The following is a 22766-nucleotide window of genomic DNA, read 5'->3' as shown; positions in this document are numbered from 1 at the left end:
GGTCGAGCCCATCAGTTAAGGAAGGTTTTTTCGATGTCGTCAAGAATTAGGCCAGCGGCCAGCACACCGGTCGCGCTGCTCCAGATTTGGCCGTCGACGGTGGAGACGTTGCCTTCCCGGACCGCGCCCAGGCGAGTGAAGGCCGGCTGGCGCTTCGTGGCCTCGAGAGTTTCGGCGCCCTCTTTATTCAGCGTGGCCAGAAAGAGCCAGTCTGAATCGAGTCCGCCCAGGTTTTCGAGGCTGAGCACATCGCTGTGAGGCCTGTCGCCCTGTTTGTCCGCAAGCTCGGGCGTCTTGAAGCCCAAAGCATGGAGCAACTGGCCGGTGAACACTTTACTTGACATGATCATGGGCCCTTGCGGCATCCAGCGCACGACGGACACAGTGCGGGGTTCGCCCAGACGTTCACGTAATTGGCCGATACGGGTATCGAGCCCCTGATAGGCCTCTTCGACCTGCTCTTCGCGGCCCAAGGCCTGCGCGTAGGTCGAGACCATCAGGCGCCAGTCGTCGGAAAAACTGGCGGCGGGAACAATGGTGGGCGCCATCAGGCTGAGCTTGTTATAGATGTCGCTGGACAGCGCCTGAGGCGCAAGGATGAGATCGGGCTGCAAGGCCAGGATGGCTTCCAGGTTGTACTCGCGCGCCGTACCGACGATGCCGATCTTGCCCGCGCGCGCACGCAGGTATTCGGAGACCGAGTTGCTGCCGCGCGTGGCAACCGTGCCGACCGGCTGGATTCCAGTGGCCAGCGCCGTATCCAGGGCGCTTTCGCTGAGGGTGACTACGCGTTGAGGCGTGCCTTCGACTTGAACGATGCCTTTGGCGGTCTGGATGTCCCGGGCATGCGCGGCGGAAGAAGCGCCGGCAGCCAAGGCAAGACTGATTCCAATAGCCTGCGCAAAGCGCGCAAATCGACTTGTGAAGTTACCGCGAACTGTGGAGAAACTGTTAGTGGGGATATGCATATCAACCTAAAAAATGGCCAGGCACCCCCTCCCGTAATGCAAATTGTTATTATTTCGGAAATTATAGCTGATTTGAAAAATGGCTACTGAAGCCCATTAAGCGGCCTTGCGCGCCAACAGGGTCGCAAATTGCAGCCTGGCGCCATTGTGCATGGTTCCCACGTCTTCGTTGTATTTGACCAGTTCCCAGCCCTTGTATTCGGCGCTTAACTGGCTCGGCCCAAAAGTAAACGGGAAATTCATTGGGCAGGGATACTCGGGGGTGTCCATGGCGCAAACGATCAGGTTATACCCCCCTGGCCGGGTGTGTTGCTGCATGTCGGCCAGCACAGCCTTGACCCTTGATGGATCGATGAACATCAGGGTCACCGTGCAAGCAATGAAATCGTAATCGGCGTCGAGGCTTGCGTCACTGATGTCATACAGGCGCGGCCTGATTGTATCGATGCCTTCCTGGCTGATGATGGACTGCAATTGTTCAAGCGCAGCGGGATTGTGATCTACCGCTGTGACAACGAAACCACGCTCGCCAAGGTATAGCGCATTACGTCCGTTAGAGCACCCCATATCAAGAACATCGCCAGGGCTGACGACCTGACAGGCCGCAACGACTTCGCTATGCGCGGGGTTCAATCCGTATTTTTGGTTCAAATCTGCTGGCATTTGTGCTCCTTATCACTTGCGCCCTATCTGGCTGGGCCTTAGTGTAGGACAAGCATGCCGCGTCAAAGCTAATAACCATGTTGCCGTCATCGCGTGCCGTGGCGGTGTTGCGGCACTTGGCTTCACCCGACGCCAGTGGCTCGGGGTGCCGCCAAGGCGCGCGTGATCGAGGCAAAGCTATGAATGGTCCGCGCCTAGCGAACACTGCGGGTTACCGGCAAGCTTTAACACCCCGGCCAGGGCCTGAATGCCGGCCCCGACCAGGGTGTAGAAAACGCCTAACGAAGCATGAGAGTGGGCAGCCAAAGCACGATTTGGGGGAACACCATCACCAAGACAAAAACAATCAATTGCAAGCCAATGAACGGCATTACGCTTTTATAGAGGTCCATCATCAGAAAGTCCGGCGGTGCGATGGCCCTGAAATAGAAGATCGACAAAGCAAAGGGTGGCGTAAGGTAGCCAAGCTGCAGGAACAAGATCACCAGCATTGCATACCACACCGGATCAAAGCCCAGCTCCAGCGCAATTGGCGTAAAGAGCGGTACAACCAGGTACACAATGCCGATCCAGTCAAGAAACATGGTCAGGATCGTAATCACGACCAGCATCAGAATCAGTATGCCCCAGGGCCCCAAAGGGATATCCAGCACCAGATTCTTGACAACCGCGTGTCCGCCCACCGAGGCAAATGTTGAAATGAATGTGACCGCACCCACCGTCATCGTCAAAATCATGCACGTCGTCTTCAATGTCGACGTCAACGATTCGGACATCTTCTCGAAACTAAGTGTGCGATAACACAGACCCAGCAACAGCGCCGCCAACACCCCAACCGCGGCTGCCTCTGTAGGCGTAGCAATGCCAAAAAATATCGTTCCCAGGACGGCAAGAACAATCAGCACGGGTGGGACAATGGCGAAGATCAGACCGCCAAGCCCGACGCGCTCGATTTCCGCTTTTCGGTCTTCGACACTGATCGGCGGACCCAGCTCTGGATTCAGAAAACACCGGACAAGCACATAGATGGTGTACACGAGTGAAAGAAGCAGGCCGGGAACGATAGCAGCCATGAACAAGCTTCCTACCGACACACCCGCAACGGGCCCGTACACGACAATCAGAATGCTGGGCGGTATGAGTACGCCAAGGCCTCCTCCGGCACAAATGACGCCTGCCGAAAGCTTTCTGTCGTACTTGCGCTCAAGCAATGCGGGCAAACTGAGCGTACCGACGGTTACAACCGACGCGCCGACGACGCCGGTCACTGTGGCAAATATTGTCGCCAATGCATTGGTCGCAATCAGCAAGCCGCCTCGCAGCCGACCAAACAACACATAGAGACTGCTGAATATACGGTCGCCGGCCCCGGTATGCTGCATGATGTTTCCCATTAATATGAATAATGGAATTGCAAGCAGCACACTATTTGTCATCGTGCTGAAAATGCTATTTATCAGCACACCGATATAACGATCGCCAACCAAAATCACACCAAAAACCAACCCCACGGTGGTAAGAATAAAGGCAAGGTAATACCCAAGGGTGATGCCAACGACGACTGACAAGAACATCAGCGCAATAGTAATCTCCGGAGTAAGAAAGCTCATTCAGCCGTCTCCTGTTCTTTGGCCGTCAATACCTTCAAATCCTTGCAAAGCTCGGATAGGCCTTGCAATAAAAGTAGCGCAACAGCGATTAGAATTATGGTTTTCAAAGGGTAGATAGGTGGTAGCCAAAAGCTGCCGCTTGCTTTTTCCTGGCGTTCCCACGACCTTATTACCCAGGGAATCAGCTTGTACAAAAGAACACTGAAGGCAGGAAAGAACAATAAAAGAGAAAGAATTACGTCTAATAAAGCCTGCGTTTTACGGCTCCAGTGGATATAAACCACGTCGACCCGTACATGAGCTTTTGTGAGCAGCGCATAACCAATGCCCAAAACAAAAAACGAACCACCCAGCATATAACTGATGTCATAGGCCCATATGGTTGGCTTGCCAAACACGTAGCGCATTACCACCTCATAGCAATTTACGAAGGCAAGCACCAAAACAATCCACTTAACCAGACTGGCCACCCAATTAGTTAATGGGTCCACTACCCGGGGTATTATCGTGAGCACGGTCTGTCGCTCCTTGACACCATGTCAATAAGAATGGGTTCGCACTGATGCAAACTCACTGGATAAGAAAGGGAAGCCGGCCATGGCTTCCCTTTTCAAGCTGAGTTACGCATCAATACTTGATTTCCATATACTTCTGGAGGTGTTCGAACTTCGCCTTGTACTCCATTTGAGAGTCATAAATTTTCTTGAACAACGGGTTTTCCGCACTTTTTTCTTCGTAAAGCTTGTGCGCCAATGCGGCAATTTCCTGCATGATCTCGGGGGAGAGGCGTCTGATTTCCGTGCCATATTCTTCAAGCTTCGTCAGCGCTTCGGCATCCTTGGTCAATGTGTGTCCCAGCCCCTCCAGCACTGACGCTTTCGCGGCCTCTTCAACAATGGCTTTCAGATCGTCCGGCAACGCTTCCCAGGAGTCCTTGTTGATAATCAACTCCATCATTGATGTTGGCTGGTGAATGCCGGGAACGTAGGCGTACTTCGCAACCTCGTGCATGCCTGAACCGAAATCACCTTCGGGATTGGCAAATTCGGCGGCATCAATGACGCCGCGCTCAAGGGCGCCATAGATCTCGGCGCCCGGCAGCGTCACGACCGATGCACCAAGGTTGGTAAGGATTTCACCCCAATAGCCAACGGTACGGAATTTCAGGCCTTTGAAATCGTCCAGACTGTCAAGAGGCTTGTTGGTCCACGCGAAGATTTCCGTGTTGTTGATGCCGGCTGCGCCCACCCAGCCAAAGTTGTAGTCGGCGTAAGCCTCCTTCCAGTATTCCAGGCCGGGGCCGTGATACAGCCACATGATGTACTCCAGCACGGTCAGCCCCGCGGGAACCGCAGCGAAAAATGGCGCCACCGGCTGATTGCCGACCCAATAGAAAGCCGCCGAATATGAGGCATCGATCACCCCATCTTCAACAGCGTCAAAGACTTGCAAACCGGCAACGATGGATCCCGAGGGCAAGCTGTTGATGACTAGCCGGCCATTGCTCATTTTTTCGACTTTTTTAGCGAACTCATCAATCTGTCGCTGAATTTCAAGCCCAGGAACCCACGTAGACTGCAGCGTCCAGCGGATGACCTCGTCAGATTTTTGTGCCCACGCGCTGCCGCTCAAGGCCAGTGCTCCACCCAGAAATGCGGTGCACACCCACTTTTTCATGCTTGTTCCGAACATGATTTGCTCTCCTATTTTTTGATAATAAGTACCGCAAAAACATTAATTGTCTGTACTAGCTTTTCTCTGTGGAAAGTGTGTCCTGGCAAACCTCTTGACACTGCGTTGAAGACGCACAAAGGCGTGCGCGGCCCTGCTCTGTACGAGCCGGAACCGCTTCTTACTTACTGCCGCCGATATAGCCGCTGCAGTTGATTTCGATTCGCATCGGCGGATAGACACTTGGCGAACCGACGCGAGAAACCTCGATAAGTGTGGAGCAGGGATAATCGCCGGTGAAGAATTCGCGGCGTGCACGCCAAACCTCGGTATTCTCGTTCAAGTTATTGACGAAGATTTGCAGCGACATGATGTCGTCCATTGTGCCGCCTGCTTCTTCAATTATGAGTTTGATTGCACTGAGCACTTTCTTGGCCTGCTCATACATACTTTCGCCTTCAGCTATTATTCCGGCGACATAAAAATGGCCATTGTTGTGAACTTTAATGTTTGACCAAGTATTGGCCGGAGGCAGAGGCAAATCTTTTGGGTTGTAAACTTTGTAAGACATGCTGATTTCCTGAGTTTGAAATTAACAATAAGTCAGGCGGGCTGGAAAATTCGAATTTTTATATCTGTAATCTTTGAGCCGCCTATCGGGTTCAAATCCATCGGACACGCTGAAACGGCTGCAATAACATCCTTGAGACTCTCCAGCAGGATGTAATCTCCAGCTTTGGTGCCGCAGGGCATTTGCACCAATGCGCCATCCGGATCAATATGCGTTCTCTGAAAGAAATTGACCGGATCCGGAAACAGCTCGCGCCCTATACCGAAAGGCCTCAGTACTTCCTCGATATTCGCCACACAACTCCGATGCCCGCTTACTCCGTAATCGAGCAAGTAGCGTTGCTCATCACATGCCGGAATCAGCAAGTCATGTGAAGGTGAGGTGTCTTCAATGACTTTGAGCATGGGATAACGCAAGCTGCTGCGAATTTCGTCGCCGACGCGCAGCGCCAACGATCTGAGCGAAATGCGAGTGTGTGACGGCGAAGAACACTCGTGATGATCAAGCTCATTGAAGGCAAAGAAATCAGCGACTTGCTGACCTTCGACATCAGTGACTTGAAGCAGATGCCCTTGCCTGACTTGAAATGCACGAGCATGTCCACCAGGAATCACAAATTCCGACACTAGCTTGGCACCTTTCAACATGTCTCTCTTCCAATGATGGTGACTGTCAATAAGTCGCCGCGCCTGTTGCAGTATTCACTTCAAAGCACGGCCGAGGATTTTTATTTTGTATACAAACTTGACTTTATGTGATCTTAACAAGCTGCCTCGTACTGGAAATAGGTGTTATCCCTGGTGAACACTAGTAGATGCACCCCATCGGTACTTGGCAAATTTATTGACTACTTCACATCCTACGCTTGCCGGCCTCAGTCTTGATCCGAAGCTTTAACGGCTAGTTCAATTTGTATACAATCATTGTTCATAAGAAAAATATACAATATAAAGCTTAAGAATTTGAGAATTGCCTCCTCATGATCGACTTCGATGCCGACAACACCATCACTCTGCCAACCGTCATCTACGAACAGTTGCAAGCCGCCATCCTTAATGGTGTGTTCAAGCCCGGCCAGGTTCTTCGCCAGGAAGACATTGCCGCCCACTTGGGCGTCAGTCGCAGCCCATTGCGCGAAGCCCTGTCAAGACTCGAAGCCGACGGCATCGTCACGTCCCGTCCACATCGCGGCTACGCCGTTGTGGAACTGGAGTCCCGGCAAATAGAAGAAGCATTCGACCTACGCAGCCTGCTCGAGGCCGAACTCGCGCGGCGAGCGATCAGGACACGGACCGAGGCCCACGTGGCCGAGGTCTATCACATAGCGCATGAAATGTCGGTTGCACCGGATGTCACCGATCTCGACAGCCTTTCACATTGGCACAACCTGCACACCTCCTTCCATCTGGCCTTGCTCGAACCTTCAGACTGTCCCCAGCACTTGCGCGCTTGGCGACACTCCTACAATCTGGTCGAGCTTTATACGCGTACCGAAAGCCGTCTGACGGGCAACGTGCAAAAGCCGCAGGCAGAGCACGTGCAACTGGCTCAGGCTTTTGCGTTGGGAAATGAAGAGAGGTTTGTAACGCTGACGCTTCATCATTCACGTCACACTCGCGAACGGCTCATGAGCAAGCTGACGGCCCCGGCCACACTAGCCGGTGAAGCGCTGGAATGAAAAAGCCCGCACAGCCAATGGCCATGCGGGCTTATAGTCTTTAGCAGACTGCTATGGACGGTATCGATCATTCTGTGTAATTTTCGCGCAAAACATCTATTTGCGCTAACAGTCAGTTCTATGGGTCACGATATACCTCGCTATATACCTCACTTCCCGCCAGCTACCCCGGTTAACACGGCCTCTCGTTGCTCCACCGCGTCGGCCGCCCACGAAAGGTGCTTCTCGGCTTTGGAATACTTCAAGCCGAATGTCGCCACCAATCCCTCAGCAAGGGCCTCAATGTCGTTTCGGAATCGAGCCTGCACTAACTCTTTATGTAAGTCTGTCATTTGATTTGTAGTTATACCCGTACAAATGCCTGCCTCCTTGTGCACACCGATTCAAACCGCTCTACGTTTCCTTCCGACCAGGTAAAGACTCAAGAAAAAAACGTAGGCCATAGTTCCGTTGCAGGATGCTGGGCGTTTCAGCGAGGGTCTTTTTCATGTCCACGGTATCAATAGGGTCGCACATGCCTCCCGGCCACTCCGCGAACCCATGAACGATAATGGCCGCTTGCGGTTCAATTTCTCCACTCTTGTAGTAATCGCGATGTAACGCATGTCGCTCCCGTCCCAGACTCAAGCATACGTAAAACTGGTGCCTCCAATACTCCTCGTGCTCTTCGCATAGGAGTCTATGGGTTTTAGCCCAAAATATCTTGTCTTTGATCATCCTGTAGCGAACAATATGCCGCGCCGCAGTCAGCCAGTTCAGCCGGTCAGCTGCCGGCGGCGAAGCCTTCTGCCCTTTATCGGTAAGAGCCTCATATGCCCGCTCGAGCGACTTCACAGCCTGCTCCAGCAATAACTGATTCCGTTGATACCACCAAGGAACGAAAACAGCCGCAACAGCGATAAAGACCGCAACAATCGCGATGATCTCGGCCGCTCCAAAACTAAATGCATCCATGTTTTCCTCCTCCGTATACGGTTTGGGGTCGGGTTACCGCTTAATATACGTATACGGTTTGGGGTCGGGTTATCACCTTAGCAAAGACGGCAATAGCAAGCCTTTTTCCTTGTACAGTTTGTGGTACCCGTTACCGCTTAATATATTGTACGGTTTGGGGTGGGGGTTATCGACCTGAAAAGCGCCGCTGCCCGGCACAACCTCTCGTTGGTAAGAAGCGGTCAAGGACGTTGCCGCCATCGCCACTAAAGCGCAGTACTTTAGTGACACGACCGCTCATAAAGCTATGAACCATAGGGCCTGCCATGCTACTTCGGGCTACTTTAGCCTGCCCTTGTTTTTCCTGGGGAACATGGGAAACAGGGGTAACAGCCTTTATCCATGCGGGTTTGCGCGTTACCCAGGCTCGCAGGTAACAGGTAACCGGGGTAACACGCAGGGGCCGATTGATTTACTTTGATTGTTTTCGATACTGGGCCTGTCCCGTCGCTCTTTTTATGGACTGCTAAATTTCCCCCATCATGCGCGTGTGCGTATTGGTACCGAAACTCCGGGCCAAGTGGATTAGAATGTCTCAAAAAGTTTATTTTGATTTAAAAATATAAAAAGGTGCTTGAATGGATGCCACGGAAGGGGTAAGCCGCATCGCCAAATTAATCTCTGGGACTGCTTGGGTCATTTTGCTACTTGGCATTGTGTTTTTTGCTTATGTCGCTCTTTTTGAGGCGCGCCCAGAATGGGGTGCATTGTTTGGGCTTTTAGCTGTAGTCACAGTCATCTTTGCTCTAATGCAGAGCGTCGTATGGGTGATTGATGGCTTTATTGGCAACAAGGACATGGGCCGCAATTTCTTGTGGCCATACAAGCGGAAAGCTTTGCGGGCGAAAAAGCTAGCAGCTCCGGGCAAGGCATCTAGACAAGTAGCAAAAAACGCCGACCTCAAGGGTGTACACGGATGGCTTTTCTTTTTTGTCCTGACGCTGATGGTGTTCAGTCCACTTCGCACACTAGGGGAAACCGCACGGAATATTTCTGATGCCGAGCGAGCGTACCCCACCATAGTGGATCTGGCCCAATGGGGGAACTACAAAACTGCGATCTGGATGGCAGTGCTAGCTTATAGCATTGCCCTAGTTTGGGCCGGATGGTCATTGATGCGGCACTTTATCCCCTCATCAGTCAGCGCGGCAATAGCAGTTATGTGGATTTGCCCTATAGCCCTGCTCGCCATAGACATGTACGCGTCCATAACCTTCCTGGAGATGGAAGCATCCGAATATTTTTCCACTGAAATTATCGGCGGCATGATGGGCGGCCTTGTGTATGCCGGAATTTGGACGGCATACCTTAAATTATCAAGACGAGTAAAAAACACGTACTACGCTGACTGGACAACCTTCTCTAATGCAAGGCAAGAAAGATCGGAACCGACCCTATAGGCTCAACCAACAATTATTTTAGTTTGATGTGGGGATGTGAGGAGGATTGGATTTGAATGATTTAGTGGAGTCTGAAAAAGGCTCGGAGTATTCGATTCGGTACGATGGCTTGGATGCGGAAGCGCATAAAATCGACTTGAGCCAGTTGGGCATTTCTTTGCAGGGGTTCGCGCGAGTCCTTGCTGTTTTCGCCCATTTCGCCTACACCGGGAACTATAATAAGCAGTACGATGCCCTATCGGTGAAGGTCTTTGCCACCCCGACCAAAGATCACCACTGTTATGAGGTTAGCGCATGGATTGCTAGAGTTGCCAGCTCCGAATACCTCTGGTCTGGAACAGGCGGGGCTTTGCTTGTTGCTCTAATGAATTATTTTTTCGGAAAAAGGAGGGCAGAGGAATTGAAATACCTAAATGACGCCCTTCAGCTCGCCATGGGGCAGAACAAGGAAACGACTCAGCAATTACTTGCAACGATACAGAAGATGATGGACTCCCTGCGTCCCTCTGGCCGCCAGGCGCTGGCACCTATTGACGAAAGCTGCGCGACCATTTCCGTATTTAGAGATTCCGAGGAATATGTCACTTTAGACAAGGCCGCAAAAGCGCGATTCTCTGATAACTCAATAAACACCATTGAGCCGAGCAGAAAATTTACAGGCGTGATTTCCGAAATGGATATGGAGAGCGGCACATGCAAAGTCCTCTTGGATGGCTCTGATACAGGCCGCCGCACATTGGCTACCATCACCGACCCTATTGGCAAAAGGCCCGGCAATCCATATGTCGTTTCAATGAGCCAATTATCGTCTATTTCATTCGATGCCAAGCCAGAGGTCGATACTGACGGAAACGTGGTCAGGTTGCATATATCTGATATTGCATAACCACAACTTCCCCCATCCCCCAACCCGGACCCGCGCCGGGTTTTCTTTTGCCCTATTGAACTAATCGCATCCTCGTGCGGCTTGCAAATTCATCATCGCTGATCGACGGCCTCACTAGATTAAAGGAAGATGCCCTTGAACTGCAGGGCATCCCTTCCTGAAGCGCCAGCACAACCACTACTGCGCCCCCATCACCGGCGCTGCACGATACCCTGTAGTTTCCAATGCCCTCAAGGCGGCCGCCAGTGCCTGCATCTTAGGTGTGGCCATCGTGGACGGCGCCATAAGGTCAACCGCGCTCCTAGGGTTCATCAACGCCTCGGCAAGCTGTGCAGTCATCTGCTTATTAGCGCCTCCATATACGGCCTGGCCGCCTCGCTCAAGCAAGCTCCCGACAACTCCTGCCGGCCCGAAGTTTCGTATAGCGCTCGGGATACCCGCCTGATTGAGCATGTTGCTGAAGGCCAGTTTCTGCACCGTGTCAGAGCCTACCCGATTTGAACTATTGGCGAAATCTAGCCTGGCCAGGTCGTCTTTGATTGCGTTGAGCTTGGACAATTGCTCGCTGGTAAGGACGCCCGCAAGGTCGTGGTCCCTGAGCGCCCGGGCAAGCGCGTTCGGGTAAAGCGTTTCCCGCAAAGGGTTGATACTTCGCTTGGCAATATCCTGGATGGCGTCCATTTGGTTAATGGGCTTGCTCATTTCCGAGAACGTTGCACGCGCCTCCCGGTAAGCAGGTGATACACCCTCCATAAAGGAGACCAGGCGATCACGCGCCGTGGTGATGCCCCGCGCCTTATTCGCCTCGGCAGCCGTGCCGCCTAGCAACTTGCTGATCTGATCGTCCATGGCAAGCTTGGCCTCGTGCAGCCCTCGCAAGCTTCCGGATGGATTTGCAATATCCACTCCGGCGTTCGCCGCATTGATGCGGGCTTGCTTTAGAGCCTCTTGGATGGCCGGCATGCTCATGAGCCGGTTTATTTCCTCGAGCTGGGCCGGCACAAGGTTATCCATGCTGACCCTGAACGCGTCATCATAGAGCTCGTTTGCGGCTGTCTTTCGCGCCTGGTCGTAGAACTCACGCTGTCCTTGTGTGCCGGCCATGTCTTCCAAAGCCGTGACCCGGGCGGAGTTATTCGCGGCTTGCCGGGCAGCCATCTCGTTCATGGCGCCAGGCTCAATCTGGGTCGCCGTCTTTTGAAGGGCAGCAATACCGGGGTTCTGGGCCAATTCCGCTGCTGTTGGCTGCGTGCCTGGAACCAGAGTCTGGCCTTGGCGCAGATGGCGCACCACATCATCGGCCTGGCCTCCTGCCGAGTCACGCAAGAGCCTGCCAAGGATCTGATTTCGCCCACTTTGATATAGAGGTTCGAGTAACGCCTTCCCAGGCCCTGCAATGGCGCTTGCCCCGAGCGGAAATAAGGCCCCAATAGCAGCGCCTGCCGCAGTCTGATCCGGATCGACTAGGCTTGCGGCTGCCCCTCCTGTGATTCCGCCCCCAGCCATCCGTATGCCCATGTTAGCGGCGCCACCGCCTGCGCCGGCCCGCATGCCGCCTGTTCGAAGTGCATTGCCGAGAGCCTGCGCGTAGGGCGCTGCCCTTCCTAGCACGGGCGCAATTGCTTTTACCCCAGCGCCAAGCGGCCCGCCTACTGGAAGCGTTGCGGCAATCTCGCCCCCCAGCTTGCCTATTGAGGTCGCCGTTGGCGCAGACTGGGCATAAGGTGCGACTTGCTGCCCTAGCGACTCTCTGCCCTGCGCAGCATCATTTACGAGCCATTGTCCCGCCTGATCTGCGCCAAGGGCTTCCATGCCTTTACCGAGCCAATGCTGCGCCCCCAGCGCAATCGTGCCTACCCCTTGCCCGATGCCTGCGCCAAGCCCGGCAGCGGCATCTAAGGCGCTATCGAAAAATGAGCCTTCGGTCTGTCCAGCAGAGGGTGCTGATGTCGGCATGGGCGCGGGCGCGGTGAAGATATCCGCGTACCGATCCTGCTCGGTGTTGTTCGTAAACGCCATTGAGCCTGGCTCTGGTGGGGCCGCAAAGATGTCAGCATACGGGTCGGCCGATCCTTCTGCGGCCTGCGCCGCGGGAAATACCATTTCTGATGCCTTATTCAACGCGTTGGCAATAAACCCATCGGAGCGCTTGGGTTGCGCATAGGGACTGCTCGGTAGGCTTGCCCAGGTCGTGCCCGATTTCTTGACGGCGGTATCAAAGTCGCCTGCCAACAGCGGCTCAAGCGCACCGTTTCTGCGTAGCAACTCCACCGCCGCGATATCCTGAGACTGCGGCCCGAAGTCGGTCAGACCAAGCTTGCCCGCTACATCGTCCCAGGTGCCTTGCAGGAATTGATACCGCCCTGCCGCGCTGGTTTTATTGGCTTTTCCGTCGGTTTGTGTGAAATCGTGCAATTTGCGTGGGTGGTCGTCCAGGGATGCAATGGTGCCGCCCCCAAACGCCGTGTCGTAGCCCGTCGTGCCCTCGGCTTGCGATATGACGTCGAGAAACTGGCGAACATTGGGGTTCTGCGCGTAGGCGTATAGCTCTTTTGCCGTTGCCATTATTTCTTACTCCCGAATAAAGGATATTTAGCAGACCACTCAGACAATCGCCGTGTAAACCCAGCATCGAGCCGGCCGTTGTTGCGCTCACGGTATGCATCGGCCATGCGGGCAACCTGCACCTCTCGATGTGCGAGGGCCCGATACGTTTGTATGATCGTTTTGCGTCCGGCAGATGTTTGGCTTAACTGAGGCGACATGGTGAGCAGGAACTGCCGATCAGAGTCAGACATTGCGCCCGGCATCTGGTTTGCGCCGCCAGCATTTTTGAGCTTGAGCGCCATTTCGTTCATGAGCGCCCCAGCTGCCTGCTTATCGCCCAATTTCGGATCAAGGTTAATCCCCAGGGAGTTCGCAATCTCTGCCGCAGCCATGGCCGTACCTGTCAGCTTGCCGCCGTCAAAATCACCGATTAGCTGCTCGACCCTATCAAGCTTGGCAAGCATGGTGGGCGCCTCCATGCCCATAGTCGTGATCTGGTCGCTCAATTCCGAGTAACGCTTGGCCTGGGCTTCGTCATAGGCGGCATTGGCGCTGCTGGGCGCTGACTGATAGTTGCCTTGCACCACTTGCGACCGGGGCACGAACCGCTTGCCGCCATTCTCATCAATTACCTCGACCAGATCCATCTCTGCCTTGGCCTTTTCCTGCGCTTGAGCTTCTGCACCCTGTACAGCCGCGTTCGCATCGGCATACCCAGGAACAACTGAGGATTGTGGCCCGTTAGGTCCGTAGGTGGTTTGTACGCCGTTTTGCGGTGCTGAGAACGTGGGCTGATTGGTCTGCGGATCAATGAGCGTGGTGCCAGGCGATGCCGACACTGGTGCAACATAACCGCCCTTGAAATTAACCCTGGCCATGGCTTCGTTCCATTCTTGTGTGCCAGGCTGGACGCCCTGGGCGATCAGATCACGTTGGGCGTCAGTGGGTGCGCGCTGCTGAGAAACCAGCTTCATGTATTCGTGTGGGCCCAGATACTGAAATGTCTGAAACGACTCCTGCGCTGACCGCCCTGGCAGTAATGGCATTTGCGGTTGCTGCGTCTGAGGTGCGGGGGCGCTTGGCATCGCCTGGCCATTCTGAGCCAGCGCCTGGCCTAGTTGCTGTGGTGTGGGGCTATCAGCGCCGCTCGGTAAATTATCACCGCTCGTTTGCTGTGGTGAATTACTGGATGCAAGGACAGCGCCAAAGTCCTGCGGCGTTGGGCCGCCTAGACCAAACTGACCGGCCCAGTACTTTTGCTCGTCCTGCTGCAGCTTGGCAGCCTGGTCTGGCAAATCACGCATGGACTTGTGTCCCATGTACTGCTTGAGCCCGTGCGCTAAGTGCTGCGTCCAGCTCGGCGCCACGTAATGGCCGGATACCATCTGGCCTTGTGGTGCCTCGGATTGCATGAGCTGTTGCGCCAGCGCCTGGTTATATTCAAGCTGACGGCGTTTTTTCTGAAGATCCGGCGCTAGTACTGGAGCGATAAATTGATTGGTGGTAGCCATGACATTCCCTATAATTCGCCATCAAAATAAAGGCATAATGCTATTATCCCATGCCTTCAAATTGAAGGCAATGTATAAACGGTTTCATTTCAGGAGTGTGTTCTTATGGCTACCCAAGACGACTACATCAAGACTGCATTACGTCTGCCGCGTCAACTGCATGGGCAGCTTTTAGCCTCAGCCCAACAGACGGGCAAATCCATGAATGCAGAGATACTGACCCGGCTAGCTGCCAGTTTTGAAGCGAAGGAAGATGCACCAAAGAGCCAACTCAGCAGCCTAGAGGCCCGGCAAGAAAGTCTGCAAAAGATCGTGGAGGGCCTGCAGGAAACGGTGCAAAGGTTCGCCCAGCAGAGCGCCAGGAAATAGAACCCGGCCGTAGCCCAGCCTATGCGCGGGACTAAGTTGCCCCGTCTGCCAGCGTATCAAGCGGCAACGTTACCTCTTGATTATCTTTTCGATAGGATCAACGACATGCATGAAAGCAACGATAGTAAGAAAAGGGCAAATGTTGCTCTGACAATCACCGCCCTCATATTTGTAGCGTCATTTTTGGCTGCGGTCGTCTTTTCAGATGGGGGCGCTTATGGGCTCGCAATCGCCGCCTTTATTGCAGGGTTCGGCCTATATTGCGTTGAATATTTGGGGCTGAAGGTCGGCGGGTCGCAAATCACGCTAGAGCGGCAAATTCATAAAGCGGAAGTAGAGAATCAACGCCTAAAGGACGCGACAGAAGCACTACTACGCTCGTACTACGTGCTGCTCGACAGTACGCAGTACGTCACCATGGGCGGGCCTTCCATCGCGCACCTAAAGATGATTGACGAATGCCTAGCTCCAGTGCGAGACCTTTTCCCGGATGGCCTACAAGAAGAAATGCTTGAGAAGGCGGCCACCCTCGTGGAGCAGTACTCCGAAGCGGAAGCCACAATGACCCCTTTGCAAAGACAGCAAGTATCAGGACTACTGTAGCCCACTGACCATACTAATGGCTGCCGATTATCAAAACCGTTTCTTTCGCTTTGCAAGCTCGTCCTGAGTCCAGTAATCGGGGCGACGCGCCGCCTCACCCAACAGCAATCGCTCCAGTGTTCGGCCGCCGCATTCGTACGGCTTACGCTCCCGCTGGAGTAACGCCACCATATCAGCACAAACATATACAGACAGACGCTTAAAGCCGGCATCATTCATTTTGTCCTTGTATTTCTTCAAGCGCTGCGCATTTGATGTCATTTTTGCCTCCTACGCATCGTTTTCGCCCCCGCTGAGCGCCTGGCGTTTACGCTTAACGTGGTACGCCGTCAGAACAACATGCGCCACCATATCGAGGCCAGGGCGGTATTCGCCATCCTTGGCTTGAAACACCTTTGGCGTCAACGTTCCAGATAGTGCAATACTGTCACCATCAGACATTGCTAAGAGAGCCGTCTGGGCCACGTCATCAAAAGCGATCACGCCACACAGTAAGGTTTCGCCGTTGCCAGCGGCTGCCTTAACCTTTGCTGTCGTATAGGTGTTTCCGCTTTTCCCCGTACCTAGTTTTGGGCTGCCATATAGCCGGCCCGCTATCAACGCATCAATCATTGCTATTCACCTCATGCTGTAGCATCCAATCAAATCCCTTCTCAACCAGCTCACGGGCAACGCCCTCAGAAAACGGTACCAGTTCTGTCCAGGCGCGAATCTCGACCATAAGCTGGTCTATTTCAGACTTCTTGCTTTGCTGTTTACCTTTGACGATCCAGCTGCCTGCTATGGTTGCGCCTGCTTGGACATACGCCTCAAGCAACGCGTATGCTGAACCATGCGCGTCCTCGTTTTTAAGTACATTGTGCCCCGCGAATCGCGCCAAGTTCTGATACGGGTTGTATGTCATAAGCCCACCGCCGAAAAACCCTGGCATCGATGCAGTACCTCAATGCCGCCCCCACCGAATGGCTGGCGCCGTACCATGCAATTGCCGTACTCGAAGTTGGTGCATTCCGCGCAGCTGCGCCGATCATCCCATCGCTCGTCACGCTCAAGCAGGCGTATAGCAAGCACTTGCGCATCGTCCTTTGATACTCCCTTGGCGATAAACATCTGGCACCGTGAATCGTGCAGAGGGCTGCCTTGCGTTGTCGTCATCTGTGCATCAGCAGAAGGGCTGCTGCCGCCTACAGGCTTCTTTTCGCCCATGTCAGCGAGCCAAGCATGCATGCCGCTAAGAACGAGGCTAGGCTTTAGAGTGCTCATTGCAGCGCCTCCTGCAGCTTTTCCGGATCAATCACATAGAGCTTTTGCGTACCACCCTTTGGCACTCGTTTGGTCTTGGCGTACTTGCCCGTGTCCTTTTCTGCCAGCGCACCTACGCTATCCAGCACCCGGTTGACCTTGCCAATGTCATAACCCTTGGCCGCTTCTCGCAGGCCAGCTGGCAAAAACATATAGAGCGGAGCGCCGCCATCGGTTGATATGAAGCCAGCCCGATTCACCACCGTCCGGGCCTCGCCGCCTTGGAAGTCTTCAAACCGACTATTTCCATGGGTGCCAATAAAATCATCAACAGCGCGAAGGATGGCAACATCTTCGGCATTGCGGCCTGCCGCGCCTCGGTGCTCACGCCATAAACCAAACCCTTTCACGGCGGCATCTACAGCCACACCTGCGTTCCAAGGCAAAAGGCCAGAACTCGCCGCAAGCTCACCTGCCAACGCACAGATAGCAAAGACCCTGGCAGCTCGTGTTTCTTGCCCGTCGTTTGCGCGAAAGGCTCCAAGGACCGCATCAAGCTCTGCCGCCAGATCCAGGCCCCCGCCTTTTTCCTGCTCGATAAGAAAGCGCACAAAGGCGCCCCCCGCGTGGCCATAGTGCTCTGCTGTCTTGCTACGCAACGCGTCAGAGAATGCCGCGCCAGAGTGAAGCCCATGCAAATTATCAAACGCGCCGTGGGTGCCGCTTATCGGTATATCAAGCAATCGCAGTCCTTGCCCTGCTTTTGCCTCCAGTCCGCCTGTTGCCAATCTGGATGAAACAGTGACCTCGCCTGTCGAGAGCAGAAACACCCGCCACCGGTTTACCTGGCGTGCTTCACCCCGAGCGTTTGCGCGGGTTTTGCCATGGCCATTCATCAAGGCATACACAGCCTCATATAGCTCTCTCGGGTTAACTTCCCCGATTTCATCAAGCGCCAGCAATGTGCTGCTATGCATCTTTGCCGCGCCCTCCAAGCCGTTCGCTGTACTACGCCATGTGCGTCGAAAAGGAGCGCCGCCCCATACCGAAATAGCGGCCATCAGCACGGTGGTTTTGCCGGCGCTAGAGTCACCAAAGATATGCAGGCCGCCCCCGTCTACCCCTAGACGATCAAGCAGGCAACCAGCCAACGCCGCAGAGATTGCCAATATAAGCATGGGATTGCCAATAGCCTTGGCCGCAACGTGCTCCTGCCAGCCATCCAGCGTCCCGGCCACGCTATAGGGGGCGGTACGCTCAGAGGCCTGATACCAAATATTGTCGGCGCCAATCACTTGATCGGGCAGAACAAACGCACTGCCGTGCCAACCGGTGGTACCCGCTGCCCGTAACCGCTCTTTAGGGTGCTGCGCGTTGATATAGTCCAAGATGCGCATCTTGTTCTTGCGGTCCAAGGCCAGGCCCTCAGCCAATAGGACGCCGAGCACTTCCACTCCATCCCCAGCCAACATTTGCATAGGCATCGACCAGCGCTTCCAATTGCCGCTTACGTTCTGGTATCGCAGTAGCCGGCCGTGATCGGCATCCTCCTGATTGGCGGTCATTGCCACGACATGCAATGGTGCGCATACCCAGTCATTGGAGATTGCAGGGGGCGCGTCACCGTTATTCTTTATCCCATGAAAGTACACGCCTGGCTGCCATTTCTTGCCGCCTCGCTCTATCCAGTCATCGTAACAACGCCAGCATGGACGCTCATTCTCAGACGGAAACGGATCAACCGGGGCGGTGTGCTCATCCACATCCAGGGTAATTTCGTTCTCGATGACTTGCTCTGTCATACCGCCGCCCTCCGTGCCAGTAGTTCGTCGTTCCAGTCGCCCACCGTTTCGGGGGTCAAGATTCGCACCGACAAGCCCATACGGGCCACCCGGTTGCCCAGGTCAGCGGCTGCCTTCTGGCCGGTTTGGCTTTCGTCGTTATCAGCAAAAACATACAGGTGATGTATGTCACGAGGCGGCTCAAATGAAGCAAGGCCATGCGCCGATACACAAGACCAAACAGGCACGCCGGCTAAGATAGTTGCAGCAATGGCGGTTTCTATCCCTTCAGCCACGCCTAGGCCCTGCCGTCCATCGCGCCGCACCGCTGGTTGTCCAAGTTTGATGGATGCCCCCGCCATGGGCCCAGCAGACTTGCATAGCTTCTTGACCGTGGGCACGCGGGCCTTATCACCGCCCTGGTTGAGGTAGGTACGGTGGACATTCACCAGTGCCCCCTCATTATCGGTAACCGCCGCCAGCATGGCCGGGAAACTATCGATCAGCATCGCACCATCCCAGTAGTCCAACTTCGGCATGTATCGCAGCGCATCGGTATTGGGGACCACAAGGCCGCGCCGTTCCAAGTAGGCGCCGGCAGGACATGATGCTGTTAGCGGCTCGGCGTTGTCCCAAAGCCGGACAAGGTACTCTCGGTTAGCTGCCCACTGCACAGCCTGTTCTTGCTGGCGTTCACGCTTGGCTTGCTCCATGAGTTGTCGGTGCCGGTTACGGTCTACATCAGTTAGGGGGCGATCAGTCGATACCCATACGCCCATATCCGATGTTTTCCAGTTCCACCATATGCAGGTAGGTATTTCGTCATCAAAGAGGCGATATGCGCCGCTACGCTTGCTGCCCTTGTCCCCTTCAGCCTTGCACCGTTGCAGGCCACCAGCCGTGATGCTGTCGGGGATAAGGCCACCTGCGCGTAACGCAGCCTCCAATAAGTGGATGTCTTTAATCATCACCGCCACCTTTTTTCCCTTCAATGGCGCCTAAGACTGCTTGCTCAAAACCCGCTGCCCACGCCTCAAGTCGCGCCGGAACGTCGTCGCACCCTCCAATAACGTTTTCAAAATGCGCCATATGTCGGGTGCGCCATAGTGAGAGTGGAAACGTAGCGCGTTCAAGCCAGGCCTGGGCCGCAAGGCCGCCTGCTACATGCGCCAGTTTTTCATTGCTTACGGAGCAATCAGAAAGCTCTGTATCGTTGTCATGTCGGTTCATTGCAGGACCTCCGGGGCATCATGGGTCGATATGGCGCTGGACTTGAGGCTCATAACCAAACTTTCCGCAGTGAAGCCTCGGTATTGAAGCACCGTACCGAGAGCCAGGAAGGCAGCCATGACAGCTTCGCTAGAGTCAACACCCAGTTGGGCGGCATGATCAGAAACAATTGGAAGAAGCGTGTCGAGAATGAATGGCTCATGCTTTTGCATGGGGTTTGTCATTTCGCCCCCTTGTCGGACTTGGCCAAGTGATATCGAGCACACCGAGGGTGCAAATAGCCATCACGGTCGTACAGGCTGACGAGCTCTGTTTGGATGTCATGGCCCATGCGGCGTAACTCGATGACGCGGGCAGGCGCCTGATAGCAACCCATGCGACGTAGGTCGTAGCTGGTTTTAGGGCCCGTGCGCAACGCCTCCAATATCCTGTCGCGCTGCGCTTCCGCCGAGGTGGATTTAGGGCTAAAATGCTTTGGCTGGTTGTCTTTCTTTGCTGCCTCTACGCCCTGTTCCCGCAGGGCGTTGGCTTTTGTGGAGTTGACCATTAGAGGACCTCCGCATTTGCGGCTTGCCATCCATTAGGGTCAGCCAGCCAGGCGCGAAGAACAGTGACATTCCAAGCACTGACGCGGGGCGAAAGCTTTGTGGGACGTGGGAACCTGCCGCTGGCAGCCCACTTCCAGACGGTGGATTTGCCAACACCGCAAATACTAGCCACAACAGGCAGACGGACGTAGCCTGTACTTGGCAGGCTGGCCGCGAAGGCTTCTGGTGTGTCAAGCGAGTGCGCCGGCTTTGTTGACGGTGCGGGATGGCCCGACTTGTGTAAATTGGTTTGCATCGAGAGGTAGCCTCATGTGAATTAACATGATGGCTATGATGCTGTGCGACGCGGTGATGGACGACCGTGTTTAGCCCTTTTCCCCTCAAATACTGGTACGTTTAGTGGGCATACGTACCGATTCAATCCGTTCAGTCACTAGAAGGACGCAATTCGCGATCAATCTCAGCGACAGTGCGGCGCGGGACACCGCTTAGCTCAGACACCTTCTTCCTTTTATCCCCCATGCGTTTGCCTGGGCCGCCGTAGAAAGAAACTTGATCCAATTCATTAAGCTTGGATACGATGTCGGCTTGGAGTTTCTCCCATGACTCGTACCCGTATTTCCTGGCCTTGGCAGCCAATGCTCGTTCGGCGCCCTTTTTCCCATTTTCCTGTTTGTGGAGGCGCTCCCGCTCTTGGAGGCCTCTAATCAGGTCGTGATTTTCTGCGAATGTGAGTAACTCGATACCGAGAGCAACATTATCCATCACCATACTGAAGTGCTCGCGCTGGGCCACATCCTGCGCCGACTTATACAGCATGGCCATGCCAGCAAGCGTCATAAAGTCGATCCTTGACTCTATAACGTCGCCCTCATTAAGGCGAATACAAAACGCATCGTCATACAAATACATCACAAAGCTTGAGGCAAGCTGGCCGGCATAAAAGTTGGTATCAAGATCGGTTGTGATCTGCAGAAATGCTTCTACCCCAGGGTCATCATCTTTATAGATGCCCGAATCTAGCTGTTCCCTGGCTTGCTGCGAGCTCAATGCGCACGCTACCCATAAAGCGCGATAGGCCATATTCAATGCAATCTCAGCATGACGGGCGTCGGCGTACTCACCGTCCAGCCTGGCCATGGCAGCCATCAATTTCATTCCGACTGCTACGCCACACGCTGACGTATCAAAGTACTGGATCTTGTCCAGACCCTTCTGCTTAATTTCGTCAATTGCCCGGCCCAATGCTTCTGGCTGCATGTGAGTACCTCGTTCAACAGTACCGTTCAAATTAAATTAGGTGCCAGCACCAGGCCGGTGAACGTGTCCGGCTTTTCGCCCCGTCGGGCTAGGCGCTGGCGTAAAGTGGAAACTTACCCTTGCCCGTTGTCAAAAGTGATAAATCTGGCAAGCTTGTCATTCGGTACATCATCACTTATTGCCGACATCAGCATGCTGGTCAAGCGAAGCATCCTGCCTGCCATCGCACGCACTATGAAATACTCTTGGTTTTCATCTAGCGTTACCATATCCGGCAATGTGCGGGCTATCTTGTCCAGTTCCCATACGCCCTCAAGGCAAATTGCCTTTCGCTCTTTATTCCAAGTCGTACCGTCCAGTACAAAGCTTTCGGTAGAATCATTGGTAGCCATAGCCATGCCTCCGAAACGGTATAGGGCTGCTTATACACCTCTGCGTAATTTCTTCGGTAGCTCGCTCGCCGCTACCCACCAAATCCATTATTGCGCCATTCAATTCGCCGATTCTTGCTGCCAGCCCGCGAAATAAAACACCCTCAAAGCCTGCGCTAGGTTTATTAGCCTGCTCGATTAAAACACCGCAAAGATGCTCAATTTCATATGTCGCATTCGATGCAACCGATAGGCGGCTTTCATCCATCCAGGGGACAGGGGCTATGGTTTCGGTAATCATGATTACACCTCCTCGATCACGTCACATAGCGCGTCAAGCTCGGTTGCCATACCGCTCAACATATGCCGTATGGTTAGCTGAAAGTCATCGGCCATGCAATTAAAGTCCTCGCCATCGTTCGCCGTGATAAGCAGCGTCAGCGCCTCCATTTCCTCCGCAATTCTCCTGCGCCTGTCATAAATCGACTGGTGGGGAAATTGGACTGTAAGCGTGCTGCCGTTCTCTGTATAAATAGGCCGGCCGTATTTAAACTGAGGTTCGGGGGTAGATTCGATAGAATGCATATCAGCCATCGTTTACTCCTTGGTAGTGATGATGGTCAGGGGGCGCTGGTACTGCAATACCGCCCGCCCCCGCTTTGCCTGATACCGTCAGGCGTCGGTTTGCTTGCCCGGCTTGGGCGGAACTACATAGGTATCGTGCAGGCGCTTGACCTCTTGCGCCATACCCAGGAACTTGGGTACCCAATCAGGTATTGGCACATCGCCGGTCACCCAGCGACTGGGCGTGCTCTTGTTGACGCCGGCCATACGGCAGAAGTCGTTCTGCTTCCAGTTGAGCGA

The 22766-nt window shown here is 54.2% G+C and carries 30 protein-coding genes; 5 read left to right on the top strand and 25 right to left on the bottom strand.

Annotated features, from left to right (window positions below):
• Window positions 1–11: 11 nt before the first annotated feature.
• The 7 genes from ACIY1O_RS06320 to ACIY1O_RS06290 form a co-directional block, all read right to left on the bottom strand.
• On the bottom strand, window positions 12–968 hold the full coding sequence (locus ACIY1O_RS06320; protein WP_397474243.1) for an ABC transporter substrate-binding protein: 957 nt from the start codon (window positions 966–968) through the stop codon (window positions 12–14).
• A 96-nt stretch (window positions 969–1064) separates the two neighbouring features.
• Entirely contained in the window at window positions 1065–1631 is a 567-nt protein-coding gene (tehB, locus tag ACIY1O_RS06315) for a tellurite resistance methyltransferase TehB (RefSeq protein WP_397474242.1), read from the bottom strand.
• A 278-nt stretch (window positions 1632–1909) separates the two neighbouring features.
• Entirely contained in the window at window positions 1910–3241 is a 1332-nt protein-coding gene (locus ACIY1O_RS06310) for a TRAP transporter large permease (protein ID WP_397474241.1), read from the bottom strand.
• On the bottom strand, window positions 3238–3756 hold the full coding sequence (locus ACIY1O_RS06305; protein ID WP_397474240.1) for a TRAP transporter small permease subunit: 519 nt from the start codon (window positions 3754–3756) through the stop codon (window positions 3238–3240). Before ACIY1O_RS06305 ends, ACIY1O_RS06310 begins: the two co-directional genes overlap by 4 nt.
• 112 nt (window positions 3757–3868) lie before the next feature.
• Window positions 3869–4933, bottom strand: a complete 1065-nt coding sequence (locus tag ACIY1O_RS06300; protein ID WP_397474239.1) for a TRAP transporter substrate-binding protein — start codon at window positions 4931–4933, stop codon at window positions 3869–3871.
• Between the two features lie 160 nt (window positions 4934–5093).
• Window positions 5094–5483 (bottom strand): RidA family protein, encoded by a 390-nt coding sequence (locus tag ACIY1O_RS06295; protein WP_397474238.1) that lies wholly within the window; start codon window positions 5481–5483, stop codon window positions 5094–5096.
• Between the two features lie 32 nt (window positions 5484–5515).
• Window positions 5516–6130, bottom strand: coding sequence for a DUF1989 domain-containing protein (locus ACIY1O_RS06290; protein ID WP_397474237.1), 615 nt, complete (start codon window positions 6128–6130; stop codon window positions 5516–5518).
• Between the two features lie 332 nt (window positions 6131–6462).
• On the opposite strand from ACIY1O_RS06290, the gene ACIY1O_RS06285 reads away from it, so the two are divergent.
• The gene (locus ACIY1O_RS06285) at window positions 6463–7161 is read left to right on the top strand and encodes a GntR family transcriptional regulator (RefSeq protein WP_397474236.1); all 699 of its coding nucleotides are present in this window, start codon (window positions 6463–6465) and stop codon (window positions 7159–7161) included.
• A gap of 393 nt (window positions 7162–7554) precedes the next feature.
• Here the strand turns inward: ACIY1O_RS06285 and ACIY1O_RS06280 are convergent, their stop codons facing one another.
• Entirely contained in the window at window positions 7555–8115 is a 561-nt protein-coding gene (locus tag ACIY1O_RS06280) for a hypothetical protein (RefSeq protein ID WP_397474235.1), read from the bottom strand.
• Between the two features lie 617 nt (window positions 8116–8732).
• Here ACIY1O_RS06280 and ACIY1O_RS06275 point away from each other — a divergent pair.
• Window positions 8733–9554 carry a DUF2569 family protein gene (locus ACIY1O_RS06275; protein ID WP_397474234.1) on the top strand — a complete coding sequence of 274 codons (822 nt, stop codon included), beginning with the start codon at window positions 8733–8735 and terminating at the stop codon, window positions 9552–9554.
• Between the two features lie 52 nt (window positions 9555–9606).
• Window positions 9607–10440 carry a DUF7946 domain-containing protein gene (locus tag ACIY1O_RS06270; RefSeq protein WP_397474233.1) on the top strand — a complete coding sequence of 278 codons (834 nt, stop codon included), beginning with the start codon at window positions 9607–9609 and terminating at the stop codon, window positions 10438–10440.
• Between the two features lie 177 nt (window positions 10441–10617).
• Here ACIY1O_RS06270 and ACIY1O_RS06265 read toward each other — a convergent pair whose 3' ends face one another.
• A complete protein-coding gene (locus tag ACIY1O_RS06265) occupies window positions 10618–13005 on the bottom strand; it encodes a glycoside hydrolase family 24 protein (protein ID WP_397474232.1) in 2388 nt (795 codons plus the stop codon).
• Window positions 13005–14498 (bottom strand): hypothetical protein, encoded by a 1494-nt coding sequence (locus ACIY1O_RS06260; RefSeq protein WP_397474231.1) that lies wholly within the window; start codon window positions 14496–14498, stop codon window positions 13005–13007. Before ACIY1O_RS06260 ends, ACIY1O_RS06265 begins: the two co-directional genes overlap by 1 nt.
• Before the next feature lie 105 nt (window positions 14499–14603).
• On the opposite strand from ACIY1O_RS06260, the gene ACIY1O_RS06255 reads away from it, so the two are divergent.
• Together ACIY1O_RS06255 and ACIY1O_RS06250 are read left to right on the top strand one after the other, a co-directional pair.
• Entirely contained in the window at window positions 14604–14867 is a 264-nt protein-coding gene (locus tag ACIY1O_RS06255) for an Arc family DNA-binding protein (protein ID WP_397474230.1), read from the top strand.
• 105 nt (window positions 14868–14972) lie between these two features.
• A complete protein-coding gene (locus tag ACIY1O_RS06250) occupies window positions 14973–15470 on the top strand; it encodes a hypothetical protein (RefSeq protein WP_397474229.1) in 498 nt (165 codons plus the stop codon).
• Between the two features lie 30 nt (window positions 15471–15500).
• On the opposite strand, the gene ACIY1O_RS06245 is transcribed toward ACIY1O_RS06250, so the two are convergent.
• The 15 genes from ACIY1O_RS06245 to ACIY1O_RS06175 form a co-directional block, all read right to left on the bottom strand.
• Window positions 15501–15731, bottom strand: coding sequence for a hypothetical protein (locus ACIY1O_RS06245; protein WP_397474228.1), 231 nt, complete (start codon window positions 15729–15731; stop codon window positions 15501–15503).
• A gap of 9 nt (window positions 15732–15740) precedes the next feature.
• Window positions 15741–16082 carry a single-stranded DNA-binding protein gene (locus ACIY1O_RS06240; protein ID WP_397474227.1) on the bottom strand — a complete coding sequence of 114 codons (342 nt, stop codon included), beginning with the start codon at window positions 16080–16082 and terminating at the stop codon, window positions 15741–15743.
• Complete coding sequence (locus ACIY1O_RS06235; protein WP_397474226.1) at window positions 16075–16374, bottom strand: hypothetical protein; 300 nt, start codon at window positions 16372–16374, stop codon at window positions 16075–16077. Before ACIY1O_RS06235 ends, ACIY1O_RS06240 begins: the two co-directional genes overlap by 8 nt.
• A complete protein-coding gene (locus ACIY1O_RS06230; protein ID WP_397474225.1) occupies window positions 16371–16733 on the bottom strand; it encodes a hypothetical protein in 363 nt (120 codons plus the stop codon). Before ACIY1O_RS06230 ends, ACIY1O_RS06235 begins: the two co-directional genes overlap by 4 nt.
• A complete protein-coding gene (locus tag ACIY1O_RS06225) occupies window positions 16730–18514 on the bottom strand; it encodes a DUF927 domain-containing protein (RefSeq protein ID WP_397474224.1) in 1785 nt (594 codons plus the stop codon). Before ACIY1O_RS06225 ends, ACIY1O_RS06230 begins: the two co-directional genes overlap by 4 nt.
• A complete protein-coding gene (locus tag ACIY1O_RS06220) occupies window positions 18511–19461 on the bottom strand; it encodes a DUF7146 domain-containing protein (protein WP_397474223.1) in 951 nt (316 codons plus the stop codon). Before ACIY1O_RS06220 ends, ACIY1O_RS06225 begins: the two co-directional genes overlap by 4 nt.
• Complete coding sequence (locus tag ACIY1O_RS06215; RefSeq protein WP_397474222.1) at window positions 19454–19723, bottom strand: hypothetical protein; 270 nt, start codon at window positions 19721–19723, stop codon at window positions 19454–19456. Before ACIY1O_RS06215 ends, ACIY1O_RS06220 begins: the two co-directional genes overlap by 8 nt.
• Window positions 19720–19947, bottom strand: coding sequence for a hypothetical protein (locus ACIY1O_RS06210; protein ID WP_397474221.1), 228 nt, complete (start codon window positions 19945–19947; stop codon window positions 19720–19722). Before ACIY1O_RS06210 ends, ACIY1O_RS06215 begins: the two co-directional genes overlap by 4 nt.
• The gene (locus ACIY1O_RS06205; RefSeq protein ID WP_397474220.1) at window positions 19944–20270 is read right to left on the bottom strand and encodes a helix-turn-helix domain-containing protein; all 327 of its coding nucleotides are present in this window, start codon (window positions 20268–20270) and stop codon (window positions 19944–19946) included. The genes ACIY1O_RS06210 and ACIY1O_RS06205 overlap by 4 nt, the downstream gene beginning before the upstream one ends.
• Window positions 20270–20566, bottom strand: coding sequence for a helix-turn-helix transcriptional regulator (locus ACIY1O_RS06200; protein ID WP_397474219.1), 297 nt, complete (start codon window positions 20564–20566; stop codon window positions 20270–20272). Before ACIY1O_RS06200 ends, ACIY1O_RS06205 begins: the two co-directional genes overlap by 1 nt.
• Before the next feature lie 131 nt (window positions 20567–20697).
• Window positions 20698–21531 (bottom strand): hypothetical protein, encoded by an 834-nt coding sequence (locus ACIY1O_RS06195; protein WP_397474218.1) that lies wholly within the window; start codon window positions 21529–21531, stop codon window positions 20698–20700.
• Between the two features lie 113 nt (window positions 21532–21644).
• Window positions 21645–21923 carry a hypothetical protein gene (locus ACIY1O_RS06190; protein ID WP_397474217.1) on the bottom strand — a complete coding sequence of 93 codons (279 nt, stop codon included), beginning with the start codon at window positions 21921–21923 and terminating at the stop codon, window positions 21645–21647.
• Window positions 21910–22203 (bottom strand): hypothetical protein, encoded by a 294-nt coding sequence (locus tag ACIY1O_RS06185; RefSeq protein ID WP_397474216.1) that lies wholly within the window; start codon window positions 22201–22203, stop codon window positions 21910–21912. Before ACIY1O_RS06185 ends, ACIY1O_RS06190 begins: the two co-directional genes overlap by 14 nt.
• A 2-nt stretch (window positions 22204–22205) precedes the next feature.
• Window positions 22206–22496 (bottom strand): hypothetical protein, encoded by a 291-nt coding sequence (locus tag ACIY1O_RS06180; protein ID WP_397474215.1) that lies wholly within the window; start codon window positions 22494–22496, stop codon window positions 22206–22208.
• A gap of 78 nt (window positions 22497–22574) precedes the next feature.
• Window positions 22575–22766: hypothetical protein (locus tag ACIY1O_RS06175; RefSeq protein ID WP_397474214.1), on the bottom strand; the 192-nt coding region annotated here is incomplete at its 5' end.

It is taken from the genome of Pusillimonas sp. (genome assembly GCF_044464525.1).
GTDB lineage: Bacteria > Pseudomonadota > Gammaproteobacteria > Burkholderiales > Burkholderiaceae_B > Pusillimonas.
This window is presented reverse-complemented; position numbering and strand designations above follow the sequence as displayed.

Coding starts and splice junctions, on each gene's coding strand:
- ACIY1O_RS06310 (WP_397474241.1), bottom strand. CDS start 3,241: ATGAGCTTTCTTACTCCGGAGATTACTATTGCGCTGATGTTCTTGTCA.
- ACIY1O_RS06280 (WP_397474235.1), bottom strand. CDS start 8,115: ATGGATGCATTTAGTTTTGGAGCGGCCGAGATCATCGCGATTGTTGCG.
- ACIY1O_RS06290 (WP_397474237.1), bottom strand. CDS start 6,130: ATGTTGAAAGGTGCCAAGCTAGTGTCGGAATTTGTGATTCCTGGTGGA.
- ACIY1O_RS06320 (WP_397474243.1), bottom strand. CDS start 968: ATGCATATCCCCACTAACAGTTTCTCCACAGTTCGCGGTAACTTCACA.
- ACIY1O_RS06195 (WP_397474218.1), bottom strand. CDS start 21,531: ATGCAGCCAGAAGCATTGGGCCGGGCAATTGACGAAATTAAGCAGAAG.
- ACIY1O_RS06190 (WP_397474217.1), bottom strand. CDS start 21,923: ATGGCTACCAATGATTCTACCGAAAGCTTTGTACTGGACGGTACGACT.
- ACIY1O_RS06235 (WP_397474226.1), bottom strand. CDS start 16,374: ATGACATACAACCCGTATCAGAACTTGGCGCGATTCGCGGGGCACAAT.
- ACIY1O_RS06250 (WP_397474229.1), top strand. CDS start 14,973: ATGCATGAAAGCAACGATAGTAAGAAAAGGGCAAATGTTGCTCTGACA.
- ACIY1O_RS06295 (WP_397474238.1), bottom strand. CDS start 5,483: ATGTCTTACAAAGTTTACAACCCAAAAGATTTGCCTCTGCCTCCGGCC.
- ACIY1O_RS06260 (WP_397474231.1), bottom strand. CDS start 14,498: ATGGCTACCACCAATCAATTTATCGCTCCAGTACTAGCGCCGGATCTT.
- ACIY1O_RS06225 (WP_397474224.1), bottom strand. CDS start 18,514: ATGACAGAGCAAGTCATCGAGAACGAAATTACCCTGGATGTGGATGAG.
- ACIY1O_RS06245 (WP_397474228.1), bottom strand. CDS start 15,731: ATGACATCAAATGCGCAGCGCTTGAAGAAATACAAGGACAAAATGAAT.
- ACIY1O_RS06300 (WP_397474239.1), bottom strand. CDS start 4,933: ATGTTCGGAACAAGCATGAAAAAGTGGGTGTGCACCGCATTTCTGGGT.
- ACIY1O_RS06255 (WP_397474230.1), top strand. CDS start 14,604: ATGGCTACCCAAGACGACTACATCAAGACTGCATTACGTCTGCCGCGT.
- ACIY1O_RS06230 (WP_397474225.1), bottom strand. CDS start 16,733: ATGAGCACTCTAAAGCCTAGCCTCGTTCTTAGCGGCATGCATGCTTGG.
- ACIY1O_RS06240 (WP_397474227.1), bottom strand. CDS start 16,082: ATGATTGATGCGTTGATAGCGGGCCGGCTATATGGCAGCCCAAAACTA.
- ACIY1O_RS06210 (WP_397474221.1), bottom strand. CDS start 19,947: ATGACAAACCCCATGCAAAAGCATGAGCCATTCATTCTCGACACGCTT.
- ACIY1O_RS06220 (WP_397474223.1), bottom strand. CDS start 19,461: ATGATTAAAGACATCCACTTATTGGAGGCTGCGTTACGCGCAGGTGGC.
- ACIY1O_RS06285 (WP_397474236.1), top strand. CDS start 6,463: ATGATCGACTTCGATGCCGACAACACCATCACTCTGCCAACCGTCATC.
- ACIY1O_RS06205 (WP_397474220.1), bottom strand. CDS start 20,270: ATGGTCAACTCCACAAAAGCCAACGCCCTGCGGGAACAGGGCGTAGAG.
- ACIY1O_RS06180 (WP_397474215.1), bottom strand. CDS start 22,496: ATGGCTGATATGCATTCTATCGAATCTACCCCCGAACCTCAGTTTAAA.
- ACIY1O_RS06185 (WP_397474216.1), bottom strand. CDS start 22,203: ATGATTACCGAAACCATAGCCCCTGTCCCCTGGATGGATGAAAGCCGC.
- ACIY1O_RS06215 (WP_397474222.1), bottom strand. CDS start 19,723: ATGAACCGACATGACAACGATACAGAGCTTTCTGATTGCTCCGTAAGC.
- ACIY1O_RS06275 (WP_397474234.1), top strand. CDS start 8,733: ATGGATGCCACGGAAGGGGTAAGCCGCATCGCCAAATTAATCTCTGGG.
- ACIY1O_RS06200 (WP_397474219.1), bottom strand. CDS start 20,566: ATGCAAACCAATTTACACAAGTCGGGCCATCCCGCACCGTCAACAAAG.
- tehB (WP_397474242.1), bottom strand. CDS start 1,631: ATGCCAGCAGATTTGAACCAAAAATACGGATTGAACCCCGCGCATAGC.
- ACIY1O_RS06265 (WP_397474232.1), bottom strand. CDS start 13,005: ATGGCAACGGCAAAAGAGCTATACGCCTACGCGCAGAACCCCAATGTT.